Origin of the sequence: Erythrobacter sp. Alg231-14 (assembly GCF_900149685.1) — a bacterium.
Lineage (GTDB): Bacteria > Pseudomonadota > Alphaproteobacteria > Sphingomonadales > Sphingomonadaceae > Erythrobacter.
In genome coordinates this window covers 1,152,872-1,174,262 of the sequence record NZ_LT702999.1, presented here as the reverse complement: position 1 = coordinate 1,174,262, position 21,391 = coordinate 1,152,872, and the positions used below count along the sequence as shown (strand labels likewise).

General features: G+C 55.3%; 17 protein-coding genes. 11 read left to right on the top strand and 6 right to left on the bottom strand.

Annotation, left to right across the window (positions count from 1 at the left end):
* Positions 1-2: 2 nt before the first annotated feature.
* From BQ8290_RS05545 to BQ8290_RS05535, 3 genes are read right to left on the bottom strand one after another with little or no spacing between them, the layout of a single operon-like run.
* Positions 3-1,781 (bottom strand): cytochrome c3 family protein, encoded by a 1,779-nt coding sequence (locus BQ8290_RS05545; RefSeq protein ID WP_108788328.1) that lies wholly within the window; start codon positions 1,779-1,781, stop codon positions 3-5.
* Positions 1,782-1,791: 10 nt separating this feature from the next.
* On the bottom strand, positions 1,792-2,655 hold the full coding sequence (locus tag BQ8290_RS05540; RefSeq protein ID WP_108788326.1) for a hypothetical protein: 864 nt from the start codon (positions 2,653-2,655) through the stop codon (positions 1,792-1,794).
* The gene (locus BQ8290_RS05535) at positions 2,655-5,201 is read right to left on the bottom strand and encodes a cyclic nucleotide-binding domain-containing protein (protein WP_108791977.1); all 2,547 of its coding nucleotides are present in this window, start codon (positions 5,199-5,201) and stop codon (positions 2,655-2,657) included. Before BQ8290_RS05535 ends, BQ8290_RS05540 begins: the two co-directional genes overlap by 1 nt.
* 80 nt (positions 5,202-5,281) lie before the next feature.
* Here BQ8290_RS05535 and BQ8290_RS05530 point away from each other — a divergent pair, with 80 nt between their 5' ends.
* On the top strand, positions 5,282-6,271 hold the full coding sequence (locus BQ8290_RS05530) for a tetratricopeptide repeat protein (protein WP_108788324.1): 990 nt from the start codon (positions 5,282-5,284) through the stop codon (positions 6,269-6,271).
* 88 nt (positions 6,272-6,359) lie between these two features.
* Here BQ8290_RS05530 and gdhA read toward each other — a convergent pair whose 3' ends face one another.
* Both gdhA and BQ8290_RS05520 read right to left on the bottom strand, forming a co-directional pair.
* Positions 6,360-7,712 (bottom strand): NADP-specific glutamate dehydrogenase, encoded by a 1,353-nt coding sequence (gdhA, locus tag BQ8290_RS05525; RefSeq protein WP_108788322.1) that lies wholly within the window; start codon positions 7,710-7,712, stop codon positions 6,360-6,362.
* Positions 7,713-7,858: 146 nt separating this feature from the next.
* The gene (locus tag BQ8290_RS05520; RefSeq protein WP_337661492.1) at positions 7,859-8,191 is read right to left on the bottom strand and encodes a tRNA-binding protein; all 333 of its coding nucleotides are present in this window, start codon (positions 8,189-8,191) and stop codon (positions 7,859-7,861) included.
* Between the two features lie 142 nt (positions 8,192-8,333).
* On the opposite strand from BQ8290_RS05520, the gene BQ8290_RS05515 reads away from it, so the two are divergent.
* From BQ8290_RS05515 to BQ8290_RS05470, 10 genes are all read left to right on the top strand, one after another.
* Positions 8,334-8,825 carry a 2Fe-2S iron-sulfur cluster-binding protein gene (locus BQ8290_RS05515; RefSeq protein WP_108788318.1) on the top strand — a complete coding sequence of 164 codons (492 nt, stop codon included), beginning with the start codon at positions 8,334-8,336 and terminating at the stop codon, positions 8,823-8,825.
* A gap of 3 nt (positions 8,826-8,828) precedes the next feature.
* Positions 8,829-11,093: a molybdopterin cofactor-binding domain-containing protein gene (locus BQ8290_RS05510; RefSeq protein ID WP_108788316.1), complete on the top strand. Its 2,265-nt coding sequence runs from the start codon at positions 8,829-8,831 to the stop codon at positions 11,091-11,093.
* Positions 11,094-11,148: 55 nt separating this feature from the next.
* Positions 11,149-11,634, top strand: coding sequence for a c-type cytochrome (locus BQ8290_RS05505; RefSeq protein ID WP_108788314.1), 486 nt, complete (start codon positions 11,149-11,151; stop codon positions 11,632-11,634).
* Between the two features lie 21 nt (positions 11,635-11,655).
* Positions 11,656-12,600 carry an XdhC family protein gene (locus tag BQ8290_RS05500; RefSeq protein WP_108788312.1) on the top strand — a complete coding sequence of 315 codons (945 nt, stop codon included), beginning with the start codon at positions 11,656-11,658 and terminating at the stop codon, positions 12,598-12,600.
* Between the two features lie 16 nt (positions 12,601-12,616).
* The gene (locus tag BQ8290_RS05495) at positions 12,617-13,180 is read left to right on the top strand and encodes a nucleotidyltransferase family protein (protein WP_337661491.1); all 564 of its coding nucleotides are present in this window, start codon (positions 12,617-12,619) and stop codon (positions 13,178-13,180) included.
* Positions 13,181-13,273: 93 nt separating this feature from the next.
* Positions 13,274-15,211 (top strand): acetate--CoA ligase, encoded by a 1,938-nt coding sequence (acs, locus tag BQ8290_RS05490; protein WP_108788308.1) that lies wholly within the window; start codon positions 13,274-13,276, stop codon positions 15,209-15,211.
* 14 nt (positions 15,212-15,225) lie between these two features.
* Positions 15,226-16,353 carry an FAD-dependent oxidoreductase gene (locus tag BQ8290_RS05485; protein ID WP_108788306.1) on the top strand — a complete coding sequence of 376 codons (1,128 nt, stop codon included), beginning with the start codon at positions 15,226-15,228 and terminating at the stop codon, positions 16,351-16,353.
* Between the two features lie 70 nt (positions 16,354-16,423).
* Complete coding sequence (locus BQ8290_RS05480) at positions 16,424-18,562, top strand: FAD-dependent oxidoreductase (RefSeq protein WP_108788304.1); 2,139 nt, start codon at positions 16,424-16,426, stop codon at positions 18,560-18,562.
* A gap of 15 nt (positions 18,563-18,577) precedes the next feature.
* On the top strand, positions 18,578-19,855 hold the full coding sequence (locus BQ8290_RS05475; protein WP_108791976.1) for a nucleoside transporter C-terminal domain-containing protein: 1,278 nt from the start codon (positions 18,578-18,580) through the stop codon (positions 19,853-19,855).
* Positions 19,856-19,867: 12 nt separating this feature from the next.
* Positions 19,868-20,470, top strand: a complete 603-nt coding sequence (locus BQ8290_RS05470) for a CDP-alcohol phosphatidyltransferase family protein (RefSeq protein ID WP_108788302.1) — start codon at positions 19,868-19,870, stop codon at positions 20,468-20,470.
* Between the two features lie 10 nt (positions 20,471-20,480).
* On the opposite strand, the gene BQ8290_RS05465 is transcribed toward BQ8290_RS05470, so the two are convergent.
* A complete protein-coding gene (locus BQ8290_RS05465; RefSeq protein ID WP_108788300.1) occupies positions 20,481-21,284 on the bottom strand; it encodes a DUF1499 domain-containing protein in 804 nt (267 codons plus the stop codon).
* Positions 21,285-21,391: the final 107 nt, after the last annotated feature.

Here is a 21,391-nt window from a genome sequence, read left to right as displayed (position 1 = left end):
CCTTAGCGTCTTAGACTACTCAGGATCGTAGCAACAGAGTCATTACCGCCATTTTCGGGGTGATCTTCTGGGCGCCACGGCATCGTGGGAGTGTGATAGCCGTGGCACATTGCACAGCTGGATGGCGTGATCTCTTCGGTTTTGGCCGCAGTTTCGCCCAAGTGACAGTCGCGGCAGCTGTTCAGATCTGGGATCAGCAAGTCTGTTGCTTCACCCGAAGTGCCGGTTGCGTGACAATCTGTGCATTCGGCCACATCATCACCGTGAGCGGCATGATCGAAATATCCGCCCAATAAGAACCGATCCGGCAGGTTCACTGGCGTCAAGTCGCGACGCCCGTTGGTGCTAGTAGGGATGTGGCATTCGCCGCAAACGCCTGTGGGCTCCAGTGCGCGATTGATTGCGATATAAGCGCTCATCGGACGACCAAAGTTAGAGAAGTATGCGCCGCCTCGGGCAAATTGACCGGGACGTCCACGGCCAGATACAACGGCAGCACGCGGTCCTCGGTCCATCGTTGCCAGATCCGCCATCAGATCGTCCACGTCGCCATGACGCAGCGACCGAAAGTTCGGTCCGTTCCGGTCGAAAACGAGGCTGTGACAGCTTTCGCATGCGGGCTCCATTTCAACAGGAGCAAAGCCCACGCGGTCTTCTTCTTCCGCGTGACAATTGCTGCATTCCAATGGCGCGCCATAATCACCGAGGCTTTCGGCCATACGTGCGACACCGCCATCGCTTTGCATATGGATGTCATGGGGGAAGATCAGACCGCTCATCTCGGTAACGTCGTTGTCGAGCGACACGCGGGTCGGCTCGGCGTCGAAATGTGCGGTGTAGATTTGTGGGCGGAATTGTGGGTGCTTCTCACCAAAGTCGGCAGCGTTTCCAAAAGACACATCGGTCAAACGGGTGTCGAGTTCATTGTGACAATCCGAACAGAATTGCTCGGTCGCCGCCTCTAGAACGACCGGTCCTTCGTGCTCTGAGTGGCAGGAAACGCAGCCCAAAGGGCCTTCCTTGCCCAGCGTTTCGGCGATTTGCCATTGAATTGAATCGCCGGTGCTCAGGGGCGCCATGCCATCGGCTAGGCGCGGCATCTCTGCGTGATCGCCCAGCTCTTCGTGACAAGTTAGGCAGGTTTCATCCTGCACCGAAACGAAAGGAGTGGCGTGACATGCCTCGCAATTTTCCTCCAAATCGTGGTGCGCCATGCTGAGTTCGCCTGAGCTCCAGCTTGCGTCGAATAGGACCTGTCCTTGAGCGAGGTTTTCCGGGTCATTTTCCACCGGTTCCCGCGTAAGGTGCGTGATAATCGGAATGGACAAAAGCAGCACGAGGATCGTTAGGGCAAAAGCCCAAGCCATCGCGCGCTTGCTCGGCAGGGCGCTGGCAAGACCAAAGCCCTGCAATGGATCGTCGGCCCCTTTTGCTTTGTCGACGTTCTGAATGATGATCTGAACCGGTCCATCACCATCTCGAGTGATCGCCATTTGTGCGGGGCCTACCGTAATTTCGGCTCCGGCATTTGGATCAATCATTTTCTCCGAAACGGAGACGCCGTCGACGTTGAAAGGCAATTCGTCCAACGACTTTGCGACAAGCATCCCGCCGCCCGCATCGGACAGGCTCAAATGATGCAAATCGACCGAGAGGTCGGGAAGGTGAATATCGCTATCAGGAGCCCGGCCAATGACCAATTCGGCTTGCTCTACCGTGCGGTCGCGCACGATTTCTCGACCGGATTTGGCTTTGGCGATGGTGCGGATCAGGAATGCCATGACGCCAACCTCACCAATAGAAGAACACGCTCACGACATGCGCGAGCAGTGCGGCGAGCAACGCGATTGTCGCCGGAATGTGAATGAACAACCAAACCTCTAGCAACGCTTTGTTGCGAAGGTGGCGACGAATTTGCCCAAGTTGATCTGAGCGTTTGGTCAACAATGCGTAGACGTTTTGTTCGGCATCACTGCCGCCATCCGAAATTTGGGAAAGCGCTCGCGCGGTTTTGCAGCCGGGATAGGCGCCAGTCAGGCGGCCAAACGCCCCGCCGGAAAATACGTCTTGTCCCAAGGCGCCGATCACCAAATCGCATTCTCTTCGGCCCAATGGCTGTGCCGCAGCGTCAAGCTGGCGATCGATTACCGCAAGTTCATCGAGCATATCCGCCCGCGTCATTTCCTTGCGGTTTGAAGACAGCGTTTTGGGAAGCTTTGTGTAAACGATCACGCCATAGATGCCGCTGATGATGACGAGCAACATAAGAATGTAAGCGAGTGTGTGCACATTCCAGCCGATTTGAAACCCGGTGTGCAGCGTTCCGACCACAATAAGGGCAAGGCCCAAATAGATGTGTGCGCTCGTCCAAGCCTTTAGGCTCCAGCTGCCTTCGGATATCTTACGTTTGCGCAGGCCCAAAAGAGAGAGCCAGACAATCAAAAGCAAACCGATTGTACCGAGGATATAACCATACCAACTGCCGCCATTGGGGCGGGGCTCTTGATCGATCATCCAATAGCCAAGAGCACTTACCACGCTCAGGAAAATCGCGATCCACAGCCAACGATAATGCCGGTATTTTAGAAAGCTGACGTGGTCGGCATTACGCCGCTCCTCATCCTGCTTAAACCGCTTGTTTGGAACGCTCGCCATCAGTCTTCGACGTCCTCTGTCAGCTTGGCGAAATTGATGAATTTATCGGGTGCGACGCGAATGGCAGCCCCGGTTGGACATGCGCGAACGCAGGACGGACCTCCATCGATCCCAGCGCACATGTCGCACTTCACAGCCTTCTTCGCGACGTTCGGTTCGGAATTCTCCTTGCGCCAAGAATAGGATGCTTGACCAGGGCCAGGACCACTGCCGAACATCAACCATTTCAAAAGGTTGGGTTTTTCAGGCGGCACGGGTTCCATATTGATAACGCCGTAAGGGCAATATGTCTTACAATTGCCGCAACCAATGCATGTTTCTGTGTTGATCGAAACTTCGCCATCGGACCCGCGTTGAATCGCGTTTGGCGGACAATCGGTCATGCAATGGGGATGTTCGCAATGCCGGCACGATGTTGGAACATGTAGATATGCAAAGCTCTTACCGGCTTCGCGATCGAGCCGGGACAGTCCGTCATGCGAATCTGCACATGCTTTTTCGCAATTGTCACAACCAATGCAAAGGCGCTCGTCAATCAACAGCGCGTCGGTTGCTTCGCCCATACCTTGGTCAAAAAGGAACGCAGCCGTACCAGAAAAATTATCCAACGCATTATCAGCTTTGCTTTGCTGGCTTTCGATTTCCTCATTGGAACGACGTCGCTCCGCCATCACTTCCAATGCCCGTTCGCGCAATTGCGGTTTCTTATCGAGCAATGCGAGGAAGCCTTCACCCGGTAAACGGATGACCTCCGATTTGATCGATGCACTCACGGTAGAGGTGCGCTCAGATCCGTCAATCACGGCCATTTCACCAAAGAAATTGCCGGCCGGTATCAAAGAAAGGAAGACCGATTTCCCGTCGATCTCTTTCTCCACCTTCATCGAACCGACGCGGCAGATATAGAGATCCTTGTCATCATCGCCCTCGGCAATAACCGTCTCGCCAGCGCGAATTTCCTTCATTTCCGCACTGTCGACCAAGGGGCCAATATCTTCGGGAGTTAGTCCCGAGCCAAAGATTTGCAGAATTTGCCGTTCAATCGAAATCCGCGTTACTTCGGCTTCGGCTTCGGGTGAAGATTTGATCAGCTTGAGCGCCGCTTTGCGTGACAATTCGACGACCACAACGTCTTCTGCGGCGCGAATGGTCGCGCCACGACGACGGCCAGAAATCAAACCAACTTCACCAAAGATCGATCCTTGTTGAATCGGCACCGTAATCGAAGGATTGTTGGGGTTCACTTCAACCGCAACTGTCCCTTGGGCAATCGCGAACAAAGATGACCCCGGTTCGTCACGACGGAAGATTGGCTCTCCCGGTGCGAAGGCACTGCAAATACTGTCGAGCATAAGCTCTCGCATCTGCAAGGTCGAAAGGCCGCGGAAAATGCTGATTTGCGTGCGGTACACTTCGAGCCAGTGATCGACGCTTTTGCCACCTGGAAGATTGGCAAAAACCCGTTCCAACAGGGGTTCATCGGCCGGTTTCACGGCGTTGCCCGTCTCTAGATATTCGATGACATCATAGCCCTGATTCATACAGTGCTTAATCAAAGGATATCCGGCGAGCGCGCCGATGACGAAGATGCCTGCGTTCGTTGTCTCAAACTCTGCAGAAAGTTTGGGGAAGGCGCTGCGATCTTCGCTAGTAAACTCAACTCCCATGCTTTCGATGAATTTGCGCGGAGGTTGCGAACCAATCCGCGCAATGATCATCTCGCAAGGGATGATTTCTTGTCCGGTCTCTGTCTCGACGACCATTTCGCCGTCACGAACTTCGGCGGGCGATGTGCGATAGGCGATCCTTAAGTGACCTTCGCCATTGGCGTTCTCAAGGTCTGTCGCGTTCTTGATTTTCGCTTTGGCGAAGTCTTTGCCGCGGTTCAAAATCGTGACGTTGTTGCCAAGTGCCGAATCGGTCGCGAGCCCCAATGCGTTTTCGATACCCGCATCGCCGGTTCCGACGACAACGATGTTTTTGTCGACGTGATCTTCCGGGTCATCAAGCTGAGGCGTAATCATCGGGTGGTCAGCACCAGGGCAACGCAACTTATTGGGATTACCTTGGGTTCCTATCGCCAGAACGATCGTTTCCGCTCTGACCACATCGCCGCTTTTCAGGGTGATCGTAAAGTTACCCTTTTCACCTTCCACTTTGGTGACTTCGGCGTTGAGCTTGGTGTTAATTTCGAAGGTCTGAACGTCACCCTCATAGGTGGGCATGCGCTCGTCTTCGATGCCGCAATGCTTGTTCCAGACACCGAGAATTCGCTCTCGCGTGCCTTCTTCGAACTCCATCCCCTCAAGGCCGCCTTCTTCATAACCACCGGCCCGCAACTGCAAGTCAGAGGGCGTAGCCATGACGTGCTTGCCCTTTTGGTATTTGAAAATCGTGTCTGAAAGATGGTCTGTCTTTTCGAGCAGGACGTGCGACATCCCTCGCGCCGCGGCCTGACCAGCAGCGCTCATCCCGGCAGGGCCGGAGCCAACTATGGCGACTTTATACAAATCCCCCAATCCATCCCCCCCTTGGATAGATTCCATACAAACACCACCATAAAGAAAGCGCTCATCAATGCCAGAGACAATTGCCGTTTTCTGCACCAGTTGCTAGTGAAAAACTTATGACAACTGATGCAAATGACACGCGAAACGCGGATTTAGACACCAAATCGACTGAGAACGACAGCGGATCGGGAGGCAAGGCCGGATGGCTCTTGCTAGGAGCCGCTGCAATTTTGGCCGCGGGATCGATTGGCTTTAATGTTTATTCGGGTGGTGCGGCGGAAACCGAATCCACAGCCGGGGCCGAAGAGGCTGCGTCAATCGATGAATTGGTCGCCGCTGCAGAGGCATCAAGCGACGATGCGCGGCCATGGACTGAGCTCGCATTCGCTTACTACAACACCGAAGAATACAGCGATGCCGTTGCCGCATATGAACGCGCGGTCGAGATTGACCCGAGCGAAGCGGTTTTGTGGTCTGCATTGGGTGAGGCGCAGGTGTATGCGAGTGCGCGCGACCCGCTTCCTCCGGCGGCTTTGGAGTCGTTTGAAAAAGCGCTGGAACTGGATCCCGGTGATCCGCGTGCGCGTTATTTCATGGCGGTAAAGCAAGATTTGAATGAGGATCACGAAGGCGCGATCTCATCTTGGCTTGCCCTTCTTTCGGATACACCACCGGGTGCCCCTTGGGAAAGCGACCTTGTTCGCACAATTCAACAGGTCGGTGCGATCAACGATATTGATGTTGAACAAAGATTGGCCACGGTTGTCGAAGCGCGAACACCGCAGGTCGTCTTGCCCGGATCCGGCGAAGTCGCGGGCGAGGCCGCATCGGGCACTCTTCGTGGGCCAACGGCTCAACAAGTTGCCGACGCAAGTCGGATGACGCCGGGTGAACAAGAAAGCATGGTTGCCGGAATGGTCGCCAGCCTTGAGGCGCGATTGGAAGACAATCCTCAGGATCTTGATGGATGGGTTATGCTGGTTCGCAGCAGAGCAACATTGGGTGAAATGGGCAGAGCGCGCGACGCATTGGAAAAAGCCATCGCGGCCAACCCAGATGAAGCCGACGAATTGCGAGCGCAAGCGGCGCAACTCGGCATTCAATAATTCTGCCTCAGGCAATAGTTCAAACGAAAATAGGGGCGTCCGCAAGGACGCCCCTATTTTGTAAGTGTGTGTTGGCTAAGCGATCGGCTTAAACGACACCAAACGCCATCATTGCGTCTGCGACTTTCTTAAAGCCTGCAATGTTCGCACCTTTCACATAGTCAACATAGCCGCCTTCTTGTTGGCCATATTCGGTGCACTTGCCGTGGATGCCTTCCATCAAATCGGTCAGCATGTCGCCGAGACGCTCAGAATTCCAGCTGATGCGCTCTGAGTTCTGGCTCATTTCCAAACCAGACACCGCAACACCACCGGCATTCGCCGCTTTGCCCGGACCGTACATGATCTTGGCATCGTGGAAGACTTTTACGCCTTCGAGAGTGGTCGGCATATTCGCGCCTTCGGAAACGCCTTTAACGCCGTTTCCAACCAAGGACTTGGCTTCGCCTTCATTCAACTCATTTTGAGTGGCGCATGGTAGAGCGAGGTCTGCGGCGACGCCCCATGGACGGCCTTCGTGGAAGGTCGCGCCGCTGAACTCATCGACATACTCGCTGATGCGACCGCGCTTGACCGTCTTAAGGTGCTTGACCCAATCGATTTTCTCTTGGCTGATGCCGTCCGGATCGTGGATGAAGCCACCTGAATCCGAAAGTGTGAGCACTTTACCGCCCAGTTGCGTGATCTTCTCCGCAGCGTGTGTTGCCACATTGCCCGAACCAGAGATGACTGCCGTGTGGCCTTCGACATCCATGCCTTGATGCTTGAGCATATTTTGCAGGAAGTAGACCGCGCCGTAGCCGGTTGCTTCGGGACGCATTTCTGAGCCGCCATATTCCTGACCCTTGCCGGTCAGAACGCCTTCCCAACGGTTGGTCAGTCGCTTGTATTGGCCGAACATATAGCCAATTTCGCGTCCGCCAACGCCAATGTCGCCCGCAGGAACGTCGGTGTTGGGGCCAATGTGGCGATAGAGTTCTGACATGAAGCTTTGGCAGAAACGCATCACTTCTGCGTCGGACTTGCCCTTCGGATTGAAGTTTGCGCCGCCTTTACCGCCGCCCATAGGCAGGCCGGTTAGCGAGTTTTTGAAGGTCTGCTCAAAGGCGAGGAACTTCAGTACGCTTTCGGTCACGCTAGGGTGGAAACGGATGCCGCCCTTGTATGGGCCAATTGCGTTGTTGTTTTGAACACGCCAGCCGCGCTGAACGCGGATGTTGTGGTTATCGTCTTCCCAGCAAACGCGGAAGGAAATGACGCGGTCTGGCTCTGCCATGCGGCGCAGGATTTGCGCTTCGTGGTAATGAACCTTGTCTTCCATGAATTCAAAAATGTCCTGTGCCACTTCGTGCACAGCTTGGATGAATTCGGTCTGACCCGGGTTGCGTTTAGCAACGCCGGCCATGAATGTTTCAAGGTCTACGTGATCGGATACGGCCATTGATTTCTCCCCCCATAGGAACAATGCGATCAATGCATCTTTGTGTTGGCGTGCCTTCTTCTATCCCCGCAAAGCGGCCCATGCGCAAGTGCTGTGTGAAGGAACCGGCGTAATTGACGTTCTTGTACAATTGAATGCGAGCTTCTCTAGGCCAGCCGGGCACCATCCGGCACCGAGTGGTCTGGAGCGGCTAAGACAATCGCGCCATCATTATCGGGAAAGCCCAACACCAAAACTTCCGACATGAACGGTCCGATTTGACGCGGCGGGAAATTCACGACCGCCATAACTGTGCGCCCGATCAATTGTTCTGGCGTATAATGATCGGTGATTTGCGCCGAACTTTTCTTAACGCCGATGTCTTCGCCAAAATCGACCCGCAACTTAATCGCCGGTTTGCGAGCTTCGGGGAAAGGGTTGGCCGCGATGACTGTGCCGGCGCGGATATCAACCGCCATAAACTCTTCGAATGCAATCATGGTCATTGCCGAACGATAGAAGTTTTCGATGCGCGATCAATGGTTGGGTGGGGCGGCGCAAATCCGATTGCCCTTTGCAAGACTGCTTCGTTGAGATAGATTGCGTTGTGCAACTGAGAACGACTTCACAGGAATTTTGACCATGGCCAGTTTTACCCTCAACGGAGAGCCGATTACGATCGACGCTGATCCAGCAATGCCCATCCTTTGGGCAGTTCGCGAGAAGGCAGGCCTTTCGGGGACAAAATTTGGCTGTGGCATCGCGCAATGCGGTGCGTGCACGGTGCATCTTGACGGGCAACCGGTGCGCAGTTGTTCAACGGCAATCTCTCAAGCAGAGGGTCGGGAAGTGACGACAATCGAAGGCGTCGCTGGCCCCGATGGGGAACTGTCCAATGTTCAAAAGGCATGGATCAGCGAACAGGTCCCACAATGCGGATATTGCCAGTCTGGCCAGATTATGAGCGCGACCGCTTTGTTGCGTGACAACCCATCGCCAAGCGATGATGATATTGATGCAGCGATGTCCGGTAACATTTGCCGTTGTGGAACTTACACTCGCATCCGCCGGGCAATCAAAGTGGCAGCGGGCATTGAACAATCGCGAACCGAACAAGCAGGCGAGGAGGCATAAGCCATGAACGATATGTCTCCCGAAGATAAGCAAGCCGCCGCGCCAAAATCAAAACTTGCCAAGTGGAGCCGTCGCGGTTTCATCGGCGCGGGCGTTCTTGCCGGCGGTGGCCTGTTGATTGGCATCGGCGTGCGTCCGGGCAATCCGATCGGTTCACTTGCTTCCAAAGTCGCCCCAGGCGCCGGAGAGCAATTGGTCAACAGTTGGGTCAAGATCGACACCAACAACATCGTCACGGCGATCGTTCCGCACTGTGAAATGGGACAGGGCGCGCATTCGGTTCTGGCGCAAATGCTCGCCGATGAATTGGACGCTGCATGGGACAACGTCCGCGTTATGCAGGCGCCTGCCGACGGCAGCTATATCGTGACCGACACGGCACGCATGTTTGCCGCTCCCTTTACGTTGAATGCAGCCGATTGGCTCGAGCCGACATGGGATGGGTTGTTCCAAAAGCTTGGCAAATCGATGGACTTGCTCATCACGGGCGGTTCCTCCTCCATTAGGTCAACCGGGCAGTATCAGATGCGGATCGCCGGTGCCGCAGCCCGTAAGATGTTGGTCGGGGCGGCTGCCGAAGCTTGGGATGTGCCGGAAAGTGAAGTCATTGCCCGCGACAGCATGCTTTTGCATGAAGCGTCGGGTAAATCCGCGCCGTTTTCTGAGTTCGCAACCCAAGCGGCAGAACAGCCGATGGATCACACGCCGACTTTGAAGACTCGCGATCAATATCGTCTGATGGGCCGCAGCAAGGCGCGGACCGACATTCCAGCAAAGATCAACGGAACGGCGGAATTCGGGATCGATGCTCAGCCCGAAGGTCTCGAATTGTCGTATGCTGCTGTGGTGCGTCCTCCGGTTCCGGGAACGCGCGTTGTTTCGATGGATGCCAATCGCGCCGAAGGCATGTCCGGCGTTTTGCAAATCCTAAACATGGGCAATTTCGTTACGGTGGTTGCGGACAGTTATTGGCAAGCGCAACAGGCGATGAACACCGTGGCGATTGAGTGGAGCCAATCCGACAGCCCCGTTAAAACGATGGATGACCAATTCGCGGTTTTTGAATCGGCTTTGGATGCCGCAGGCAATGCCGGTGGCGATCAAGCCGCCGCCCGGGGCGAAGCCGCAGCTGCGTTTGCGGATGCTTCAATGACCATCGATGCAGAATATCGTGCGCCCTATCTTGCTCACGCTCCGATGGAGCCACTCAATTGCACGGCCCGCGTCGCAGATGGAAAATGCGACATCTGGACCAGCACACAGGTGCCTTTGATGGCGCGCAGTGAAGTGGCGAGCACGATCGGCATTGGCGCAGATGATATCACCATTCATCACCCCTATTTGGGCGGTGCTTTTGGCCGCAGGTTGGGCAGCGAATACGTCGCAATGGCTGCCCGTGTTGCACAGGCAACGGGTTATCCAATCAAGATGATTTGGAGCCGTGAGGAAGACACGCAAAAGGCGCTTTATCGTTGCGCGGATATGTCGCGGATGCGCGCCGGTCTCGACGAAGGCGGCGCGTTGATCGCCTATGACAGCGTGTTTACTCAACGCCACGATCCCGCCGAGGCGTGTGTTCCCGCGATGTATGACATTGCGAACACGTCGATCCGCGTTGCGGAGTCGGAACTGCACCTGCCGTTTCAGGCATGGCGATCGGTCGATCATTCACAACAAGGCTTCTTCATTGAGAGCTTCATTGACGAAGCGGCTGAGGCTGCGGGCGCGGATCCGTTGGATTATCGTCTGTCGATGTTGGCCAATGCACCGCGGCATAAGGCGGTTCTGGAAAAGGTCGCAGAGATCAGCAATTGGCGTGAGCCAAGCGCGGATGGCGTCGCAAAAGGCGTTGCCATTGTCGAAAGCTTTGGGACAATTGTCGCCGAAGTTATCGAAGTCGATATGAATTCTGGCAAACCCAAAATGACCAACGTTTGGGCGGTTTGCGATGCGGGTTATGTAATGAACCCCGATGGTTTCCGAAACCAAATCGAAGGGGGCATTGTCTTTGGTTTGACCGCGGCAATGTACGGCGAATTGGAATTGGAGGGCGGTGCAATCGTTCAAAGCAATTTCCACGATTACCAGATGCTGCGGATGAACGAGGTGCCCAACATTGAAGTTGCCCTCATCAACAGCGGCGATGTTCCAGTCGGAGGTGCCGGTGAACCGGGGCTGCCACCAGCTGCGCCGGCATTGGCCAATGCGATTTTCGCGGCAAGCGGTGAACGCTTGCGTGAATTGCCCATTGCAAAACGGTTCTCCTGAACCGGATCGCCCAAAGCAATACACCGTCACAGACGGATAAAAGAGGACCCAAATTATGCGCAATCGCGCCATCCTAGCTGCCGCATTGTTGACTGTCATGATGACCGCTTGCGGTTCATCCGAACAACCTGAAGTCGTGGAGCAAATCGTTGTGCGTGACCGCGACGAACCCGCGCCAACGGCAACATCCGATCCAGCGGTAGAAGACGCGGGCGCGGTTGATTTGATCGCGATGGGCGAAGATGCGTTCCAGATGTGCACTGCTTGTCATGTTGTTGATGCAGGTGCGCGTTCCACGGCTGGCCCGAATTTGCACGGCGTGCTTGGCCGAGTGATTGGTGATCTGGACGGGTATTCTTATTCCGACGCATTGACGGCGTCTGATGCAGTTTGGGACGAAGAGAATCTCGACCAATTCCTAGCTGATCCATCTGGCTATTTGCCGGGCACAGATATGCTCGCAGGGGCCGTGCGTGACGACGAAGCGCGCGCCGCGATTATCGCCTATCTAGCGAGCAAACCGACAGCGTTTGACGAATAATCCGAACAGTGGATTGCTTTGATGGACACTGAAGCGGTCCTCCGATTTTTGAACGATTGTCACTCGCGTGGTCAGGCCTGCGTGCTCGTCACCGTTTGCGCGGTTGATGGGTCATCCATGCGCAACCCCGGAACGATCATGGGGGTGGCAGAGGATGGCCGGTACGCTGGATCTCTTTCCGGCGGGTGCATCGAAAGCGCGGTAGTTGCCGAAGCGTTGGAGGTCATACAGACCGAGGTATTTCGCTTGGTGCGGTTCGGCAAAGGATCGCCCTATCTCGATATAAAGCTGCCCTGTGGTGGGGGGCTAGACCTGCATTTTGCGCCGATCGGATCATCGCCGGTGGTTCAACAATGCCTTGGGGCGATTGCAGGTCGAATGCCATTCGCCATTTGCATTGAAGAAAGCAGCGTGAGTTTCAATGGAAACTGGGCTCCAACCCACTTTGATCATTCCGCGCAATCGGGTGTGTTTGGTCATTGGCCCGATCCGCGGCTGGTGATCGTTGGTCATGGGGCAGGGGTAGGGGCCTTGTCGGGATTGGCTGCGACGATGGGATGCGCCGTGAATGCGTTGACCCCGGACCGGGCGGTCTACAACGAGTTAGCAGAGCGCGACGTGGACGTTTCGATGCTCGATCGCGTGTCTCAGACCGATGCGCTTGAAAGCGACCCTTGGACCGCGATCATCTTTCTGTTTCACGACCATGATTGGGAAACTGAATTGATGGCGCACGCGCTTTCCCTGCCGCATTTTTATCTTGGCGCGATGGGTGGACGACAGGCGCATGATCAACGCAAAGAGGCTTTGCTGCGGCGCGGTGCAACACCCGATCAATTGGACGCAATGCACGCGCCAATTGGCCTTTTTCATTCGTCGCGTGATCCTCAAACATTGGCGCTTTCGACCCTAGCCGAAGTGATCAGAACCTATGATCAAACCGATTTCTCAGCGGCGTTGACCTAAGCGGATGCGATTGGGCGTGGCATTGTTGGCGGCGGGCGCCTCGCGGCGTTTTGGCGATGCCGACAAATTGGCACAAGCGTTTGGTGAGTTCCGGCTGGGCGAACATGTTGCGATGGCGATTCCCCGCGCTCGATTTGATTGCGCTTGGGTAATAACCGCCCAAAGCGACCATCCGTGCATGGATGTGTGGCAGAATTCTGGATTTGAGCCTGTCATTAATGAACGCGCCGATGAAGGGATGGGCACATCGGTCGCCCTTGCTATGCAACGCGCGCAGATGGCTGGCTTGGATGCTTTGCTCATCGCGCTTGCCGATATGCCGATGGTCCCAAAGCTCCATTTTGACGCGCTCATCGCAGCAGTGAAAACGCCTACGGTCATTGCTGCATCGCAAAGGGGAGACATTCGTTTGCCGCCTGCGATGTTTGGGTCATTTCATTTCAGTGCTTTGGCCGCGCTTGAGGGAGACTTTGGGGCGCGTGCGATCTTATCGCGTGGCGTCGTTGTTGATTGCCCACCTGAATGGTTGATCGATATCGACACGCCAGATGCGCTCAAACAATATGCCCCTGATTCCTAAGGCGGGCGCAAAAGCCCATTAGAAATCATAGACAGAAGTCATAGACAGGGGGCCTCCCACGCTTTTAAGTGCTGGGCTAAGAGGAGAATAAAGTTGAACCAATTCGTCCAGCGCCCTGCCACCGATCGCGCGACACATTGCACCGCTGAACAATACGCGACTGAATATGCGCGATCGGTTGCAGATCCTGACGCATTTTGGCTGGGTCAAGCGGACCGGCTCGATTGGATTACAAAGCCGACAAAAGGTGGCGATTGGAGCTATGATCCGGTTGAGATTGAATGGTTCTCTGATGGTTCCCTTAACCTCTGTCACAACGCGGTTGATCGCCATTTGGAAACACGCGGCGATGCGATTGCTATTATCTTTGAGCCCGATGATCCTGCCAATGACGGGCGCACCCTGACGTACCGCGATTTGCATCGCGAAGTTGTCGAAATGGCCAATGCGCTCAAATCAATGGGAGTGGCAAAAGGGGATCGAGTCACGATCTATATGCCCAACATTGTTGAAGGCGTAACGGCGATGCTTGCTTGCGCACGCATCGGTGCCATTCATTCGGTAGTCTTCGGTGGGTTCTCACCAGAGGCGCTGGCCGGGCGGATCGTCGATTGCGAAAGCCGTTTTGTCATCACCGCCGATGAAGGTTTGCGCGGCACCAAAAGCGTCCCGCTCAAAGCCAATGTTGACGCCGCGTTGGAACGCGATGGCGTTGCGGTTGATGGTGTTTTGGTTGTGAAACACACCGGGCTTGATGTGCCAATGATCGACGCGCGCGACCATTGGTTTCATGATGCAAAATCCAATGCGGATTGTCCCTGCGAAATTATGGCCGCAGAGGATCCTTTGTTCATTCTTTACACATCCGGTTCGACCGGAAAGCCAAAAGGGGTTCTGCACACAACCGGCGGATACGGTGTTTGGACCGCAACGACTTTTGAGAACATCTTTGATTACGCTGAAGGCGAAGTCTTTTGGTGCACGGCGGATATTGGCTGGGTCACAGGGCACAGCTATCTTGTCTATGGCCCCTTGCTCAATGCCGCGACCAGCGTAGTCTTCGAGGGCGTGCCCAACTATCCTGATTTCGGCCGGTTTTGGGATGTGGTTGCAAAACACAAGGTCAACATTCTGTACACGGCGCCCACGGCCATCCGTGCATTGATGCGTGAAGGCAATGATTACGTTACCAGCCGCGATCGCTCTTCACTGCGCTTATTGGGATCAGTGGGGGAACCCATCAATCCAGAGGCATGGCGTTGGTATTATGATGTGGTGGGCGAGGGGCGTTGCCCGATTGTCGACACATGGTGGCAGACGGAAACCGGCGGTGTCATGATCACCACGCTTCCGGGCGCGCATGACATGAAACCGGGCAGCGCCGGATTGGCTATGTTCGGTATTCGCCCACAATTGGTCGACAATGATGGCGCGGTTCTAGACCAAGACTTAGGCAATGCAGCCGAAGGAAATCTCTGCATCACGCATAGTTGGCCGGGACAAGCGCGCAGCGTCTATGGCGATCATGAGCGGTTCAAGCAGACCTATTTCAGCACCTATGCTGGCAAATATTTCACTGGCGATGGGTGCAAGCGTGATGAGGACGGGTATTATTGGATCACCGGACGCGTCGATGATGTGATCAATGTGTCGGGTCATCGCATGGGCACGGCTGAGGTCGAAAGCGCATTGGTCTTGCATGACTTGGTCGCAGAGGCTGCCGTGGTTGGCTATCCGCATGATATCAAAGGGCAGGGCATCTATTGCTACGTCACGTTGAACGCGGGCGTTGATGGATCGGACGCGCTTTATAAAGAATTGCGCAACCATGTTCGGGCCGAAATTGGGCCAATCGCTACGCCGGATCACATTCAATTCACCGACGGTCTGCCCAAAACGCGGTCCGGAAAGATCATGCGGCGTATCCTGCGCAAAGTGGCAGAGAATGATTACGGTTCGTTGGGTGACACGTCGACGTTGGCTGACCCGTCATTGGTCGATCGACTGATCGAAGGTCGGCAGTCCACGTAAGCGGCGCACAAGCCATGCAATCTGACCACGTTCTGCTGATCGGGGGCGGCCATGCGCATGTGGCCGTTCTGGCAGATTGGATAAAGCGCGGTTTGCCAAGCAAGCGCGCCACTTTGCTCACTCCGACACAGCACTTGCGGTATTCAGGCATGGTTCCGGGCTGGATCGCTGGGCAATATGCGCGCGCTGCGGGAACTGTCGATCTCGCTGCATTGGCTCGGCGAGCCGGCGCAGAATTGCTGCTGGACAAATGCGCGGCGATTGATCCCGAAACGCGCACGGTTCTAACCATGCAAAACGGGGTTGCCTCGTTTGACATCGCGTCGATTGATGTAGGCGGAGTAGGCCAAGCAGCGCGCCTTTTGGGCGATGATCCGCGCCTAATGGACGTGAGACCGATTGACGCATTTGTGGACCAATTGGCCAAGGATATTGCGCAATTGAAGCAATCGACTGGGCGCCCCGCTCAGATCGCCGTGATTGGAGGGGGCGCCGGCGGCGTCGAATTGGCGTTTGCTTTGCGCAATTGTCGCGGGCTTGAGTATCAACCCAATATTGAGTTCATCACAGGAGATGCCGGATTGCTTCCGGGGTTTTCGCAAGACGTGGTGGACATGGTCGGCAACGAGCTGTCGCGGCAGGGTATGGGATTTTTAGGAGCCAATGCGAGGATTGAAGGCGGTCTGATCAGGGCATCACGAACCACTTTGCAGGACATAGACATCATCGTCGCCGCGATGGGGTCTGGCGCGCCGGAATGGCCGGGCAAGGGCGGACTTGCTTGCGATGCGGACGGCTTTATCGCCGTGGACGCGCATCAATGTTCGATTTCTCACCCAAGTATTTTTGCGATTGGAGATGTTGCTGCGCGACAGGACCGCGTGGTTCCGCATTCTGGTGTGCACGCGGTGATGGCAGGACCAATCCTAGCTCAGAACCTGCGTGCGGTCGCCAAAGGCGATATTCCCAAGCAAACTTACCATCCCCGTTCCAACAGCCTTTATTTGATTGCGACTGGCGACGGCGGCGCAATTGCCAGTTATGGAAGGTTGTGCGCAAAGGGACGATGGGTCGGCAGGCTAAAACGTTGGATCGACAATCGTTGGATTTCGAAATACGCCAAATTGGCACGCGGCGGCTAGGTTCTGGCCGTAACCACTACCATGCTCTCAGCGAACCGGCTGCACAGCATATTTATTGATCGGGGCATTCATGAAGAAAATTCTCATCATCGCCGTCTTGGCCGCGTTGATTGGCGCCTATTTCATCTTTGATCTGGGCGAGTACCTTACGCTGGCTGCGGTGCAGGAACGGGTAACCGATGCGCGTGCGTTTTATGCCGAAAATCCGATTGCGGTTCTGGCAGGTTTCTTTGCCATCTATGTCGTTGTGACCGCCGCTTCGCTCCCCGGCGCGGCCATTATGACATTGGCCGCGGGCGCATTGTTCGGTTTGGTTGTGGGGACAATTTTTGTCTCCTTTGCCTCCACCCTTGGCGCGACTTTGGCATTCCTCGCATCGCGCTATGTCCTGCGCGACAGCATCGAGGCTAAGTTCGGAGACCGATTGAAGAGCATCAATGAAGGGTTGGAGCGCGACGGCGCATTTTATTTGTTCACGTTGCGCATGATCCCGGCGGTTCCGTTTTTCGTGATTAACCTCGTCATGGGTTTAACCCGGATTAAGACTTGGACATTTGCGTGGGTCAGCCAGATCGGCATGCTGTTGGGCACCATCGCCTTTGTCTATGCAGGACAGCGATTGTCGGAACTCGACAGTCTTGAGGGCATCCTTTCGCCTGAGATTCTCAGCGCGCTCGTTCTGCTCGCGATTGTCCCATGGATTGCAAAGGCTGTTGTCGGCTGGATCCAGCGCCGCAAAGTCTATGCCGGGTTCACAAAGCCCAAAAGCTTTGACCGCAATATGGTTGTGATCGGCGCAGGCGCGGCGGGTTTGGTTTCGTCTCTGATTGCCTCAACGGTAAAGGCCAAAGTCACACTGGTCGAATCCCACAAGATGGGCGGTGATTGCCTCAACACCGGCTGTGTCCCTTCCAAAGCGTTGATAAAGAGCGCGAAGGTCGCAAGCCAGATGCGCAACGCCGACAAATACGGCCTCGAAAGCCACGAACCCAAAGTGCCCTTTAAGCACACGATCGCGCGCGTCATGGATGCGGTCAAGACGATTGAGCCTCATGACAGCGTCGAACGCTATACGGGGCTGGGTGTTGATGTGGTTGAGGGTTATGCCAAGGTCATCGACCCATGGACGGTAGAGATTGCCCGCAATGACGGCGAAACGCAGCGATTGACCACGCGTTCAATAGTGATCGCGGCGGGTGCCGCTCCGTTTGTTCCCCCAATCGAGGGGTTGAAGGACAGCGAATATCTAACGTCCGATACGATGTGGGATGCCTTCGCCGAAATGGACAGCCCGCCGGCGCGCGTTGCGATCCTAGGTGGCGGTCCGATTGGTTGTGAAATCGCACAAAGCCTTGCGCGGCTTGGGTCCAAAGTCACTCAGATTGAGATGATGGATCGGATTATGGGGCGTGAAGATCCTGAAGTCTCTGCACTTGCGCAAGCGTCTCTCGAAGAATCTGGTGTCGCGGTTCTTACCGGCCATATGGCGGTCAAGGCCGATGGCGGCGCCGTCTTGGCAAAGCATGGCGATGCTGAGGTTGAAATTCCGTATGATGCTTTGATTGTGGCCGTTGGTCGTGCGGCGCGTCTTTCTGGTTACGGATTGGAAGAGTTGGGCATCGACACAGCTAAGACTGTGGTCACGGATGAATTCCTTGCAACCAAATTCCCCAACATCTTTGCATGCGGGGATGTCGCGGGTCCGTATCAATTCACTCACACGGCAAGCCATCAGGCCTGGTTCGCGTCGGTCAACGCACTGTTCGGCCAATTCAAGAAATTCAAAGCCGATTACTCAGTCATCCCGGCGGTGACCTTCCTCGACCCCGAAGTGGCCCGTGTTGGCCTCAACGAGACCGAAGCGACGGAGCAAGGCATTGCGTATGAAGTGACCCAATACGGCCTCAATCAGCTTGATCGCGCAATTGCAGAACACGAGACCAAAGGCTTTGTGAAAGTGCTCACCAAACCGGGCAAGGACACCATCCTTGGTGCGACCATTGTTGGACATAATGCAGGTGAGATGTTGGCCGAATACACGCTGGCGATGAAGCACAAGCTGGGCCTCAACAAGATTTTGGGCACGATCCATCCCTATCCCACGATGGCAGAGGGCAACAAGTTTGCTGCGGGTGAATGGAAGAAAGCGCGCAAGCCGGAAAAGCTTCTCAGCTATATCGAGAAATATCATGACTGGCGTCGCGGATGATCCGGGGTTTTGAATTTGGAACTGTTTGATCAATTTCGCGGTGTCTTGGGTATCGCTCTTCTGATTGCTGTGGCTTGGGCGATAAGCGAAGATCGCGCTGGTCGGCCTAGCATGAAATGGATTTTGGGGGCTTTGGCTTTGCAGGGCGCCTTGGCGGTTTTGATCGTGCGGGTGCCGTTTGTTTGGGATTTGATGTCATACGCCAATGCCGCGGTAACAGCGGTTGAACAGGCAACATTGGCCGGATCATCCTACATGTTCGGGTACTTAGGCGGAGGGCCGCTGCCCTTTGCGATCGAGGGCGGCGCGCAACCGCCCCTGATCATTGCCTTTCAGATTTTGCCGCTTGTTATCGTCTTTTCGGCGCTTGCCGCGCTGTTGTGGCATTGGGGGGTGCTGAGATTGTTGGTGAACGGTCTATCATTTCTATTGCGCCGGACTTTGGGCGTGAGCGGCGTGGTCGGCTTATCCGGTGGCGCCAACATGTTTTTGGGCGTGGTTGAAAGCCCATTGGTGGTGCGCGCCTATTTTACGCGGATCAGCCGGGCCGAATTGTTTCAGGTCATGGTGTTGGCCATGGCCACAATCAGTGGCGCAATCTTGATCCTTTACGCGACGACACTGCGCGACACCGTGCCCGATGCGGTGGGTCATATGATTTCGGCGTCGCTGGTATCGTTGCCGGCGGCGTTGTTGATCGCGAAGATGATGGTTCCCGGCGATATCGAAGAAGATGGCACCGCGACCGACGAAAGTGAACCGGGGCTAAAATACGCAAACAGCATTGATGCGATCGTCAAAGGCACAATGGACGGAATGCAGTTGTTTCTGGCGGTCATTGCGGTGATCATCGTGATTTTCGCTCTCGTCGCATTGAGCGATCAAGTGTTGGCGTTGCTCCCGTTGGTGGGAGATGAGCCGCTAACGCTGAAACGGATTTTTGGTTGGTTGTTCGCTCCCGTTATGTGGTTAATAGGGGTTCCATGGGCGGAGGCGCAGGCCGCCGGTGGATTGATGGGGACGAAAGCGATCCTCAACGAATATGTCGCCTACCTCGAATTGGCCGCACTTCCCGATGGCACCTTGGGCGAGCGCAGTTTGCTCATCGTCACCTATGCACTGTGCGGTGTCGCGAATTTGGCCAGCGTCGGCCTGTTGGTTTCCACCATCGGGACATTGTGTCCAGAGCGCCGCGCAGAGGCGGCTGGTCTTGGCATTAAAAGTTGGATTGCGGGCAATATTGCGACTGCAATGACTGGAGCATGGATTGGACTTGTGACGTTCGGCGGTTAGAGCGGGATTGCTATGTTCGATGCCAAACTTCGACCGCTGATTGATCCACCATTGAACCGGATTGGCCGCGCATTGGCGGCGCGGGGTGTGACGGCAAACACGCTCACCTTTGTTGGTCTAGCTGTTGGTTTGGGCGGGGCGGTCGCAATTGGTTTTGGCGCGTTTTGGACTGGCTTAGCTCTAATCCTTGGGAACCGCGTTTTGGATGGTTTGGATGGCGCCGTTGCGCGGGCCAATGAGCCGACCGATCTGGGCGGCTATTTCGATATCGTTGCGGATTTCGCCTTCTATGTTTCGATTCCATTGGGTTTTGGCGTCTTAGCGGCATCGAACACATTGCCGGCCATGGTCCTCATCGCGAGCTTTGTGTTGACCGGTGTCAGCTTCCTCGCCTTTGCCACAATTGCGGCCAACCGCGGCGAAGAGACGCAGGCGCATGGGACGAAAAGTTTCTTTTACTCGACCGGTCTGGCCGAAGGTGCAGAGACAATTGTCGTCTTTGTGGCGATGTGCCTGTTTCCGGCTTGGTTTGGCGTTATCGCCTATACCTATGCCGGCTTGTGCGCACTAACCGTGGTTCAACGTAGCGCGCTGGCCGTTTCGCAATTCAAATGAGGTAAGCGCTTCACCGCTGGCCGATTTGTTCCGCAACCAGCCCGCGCAATTCCGCAATCCGTGCGGCGTTCGCGCCAAGATCGCTTTGCCCAACGCGGCTGACGGAACGAAAATCAATCTCTGCCTCGCCAATGCGTGCGACAACATCATCCTGAAAACCGTACCAGAACGTCTCTGCAACGCCTTCGACGCGGCCTGCTTCCACATCGGAGCGAATATCGCTCAAACCCATTTTACCCATCGCTGCGGCGACAGCGGCGACGGCGTCCGCTTTCGTCGCGCCTCCCAATGGCAACGGCGAAAGGTTTGCATATGCGTCATTGATGATTTGCGCGTGGCTTTTAATTTTTGTTTCTTCGGAGACACCGGCGAACAAGTCGATTTGACCCAATGGCATTTGATAATCGTTAAGAGGGTTGGCCTCTGCTTCTGCACGCGCCGTCATGGTTTGCGCAGAGAATGTCGGAGGGTTTGCTGTGTCGGTGGCGACATCGTGAATCGGGTTCGCAGCGGCCGTTCCGCCAACCGACAAAAGGCTGGCGATCATGGCAAGCGGAATTAAAACACCAACAGCTGCGATTGCGATGACCAATTTCCGGCGTGGTTTCTTCAACAATCCTATGATCAACGACACAATCGCGGCGACCGCGACTATTGCTAACAAGGGTGCGCCAGCGACAATAACGAGCGCGCCCAACCCAATTTCATAACCCCACAATCCAATCTTTGTGCCCAACGCCGCGATCATGAAATAGATCGGCAGGAAGACAATGAGAGCGAGGACGAGCTTTGAGTGCCAAGGAAAATTTTTCATAAGTCTCTTTAACGCGGAGACTGCAATAGGCAATCTTTGGACCGTTTTGGATGTCCACATTGCGCCTCAAGCTGGCTATGTCCAGGGATGCAAGTTGGTGTACAGCC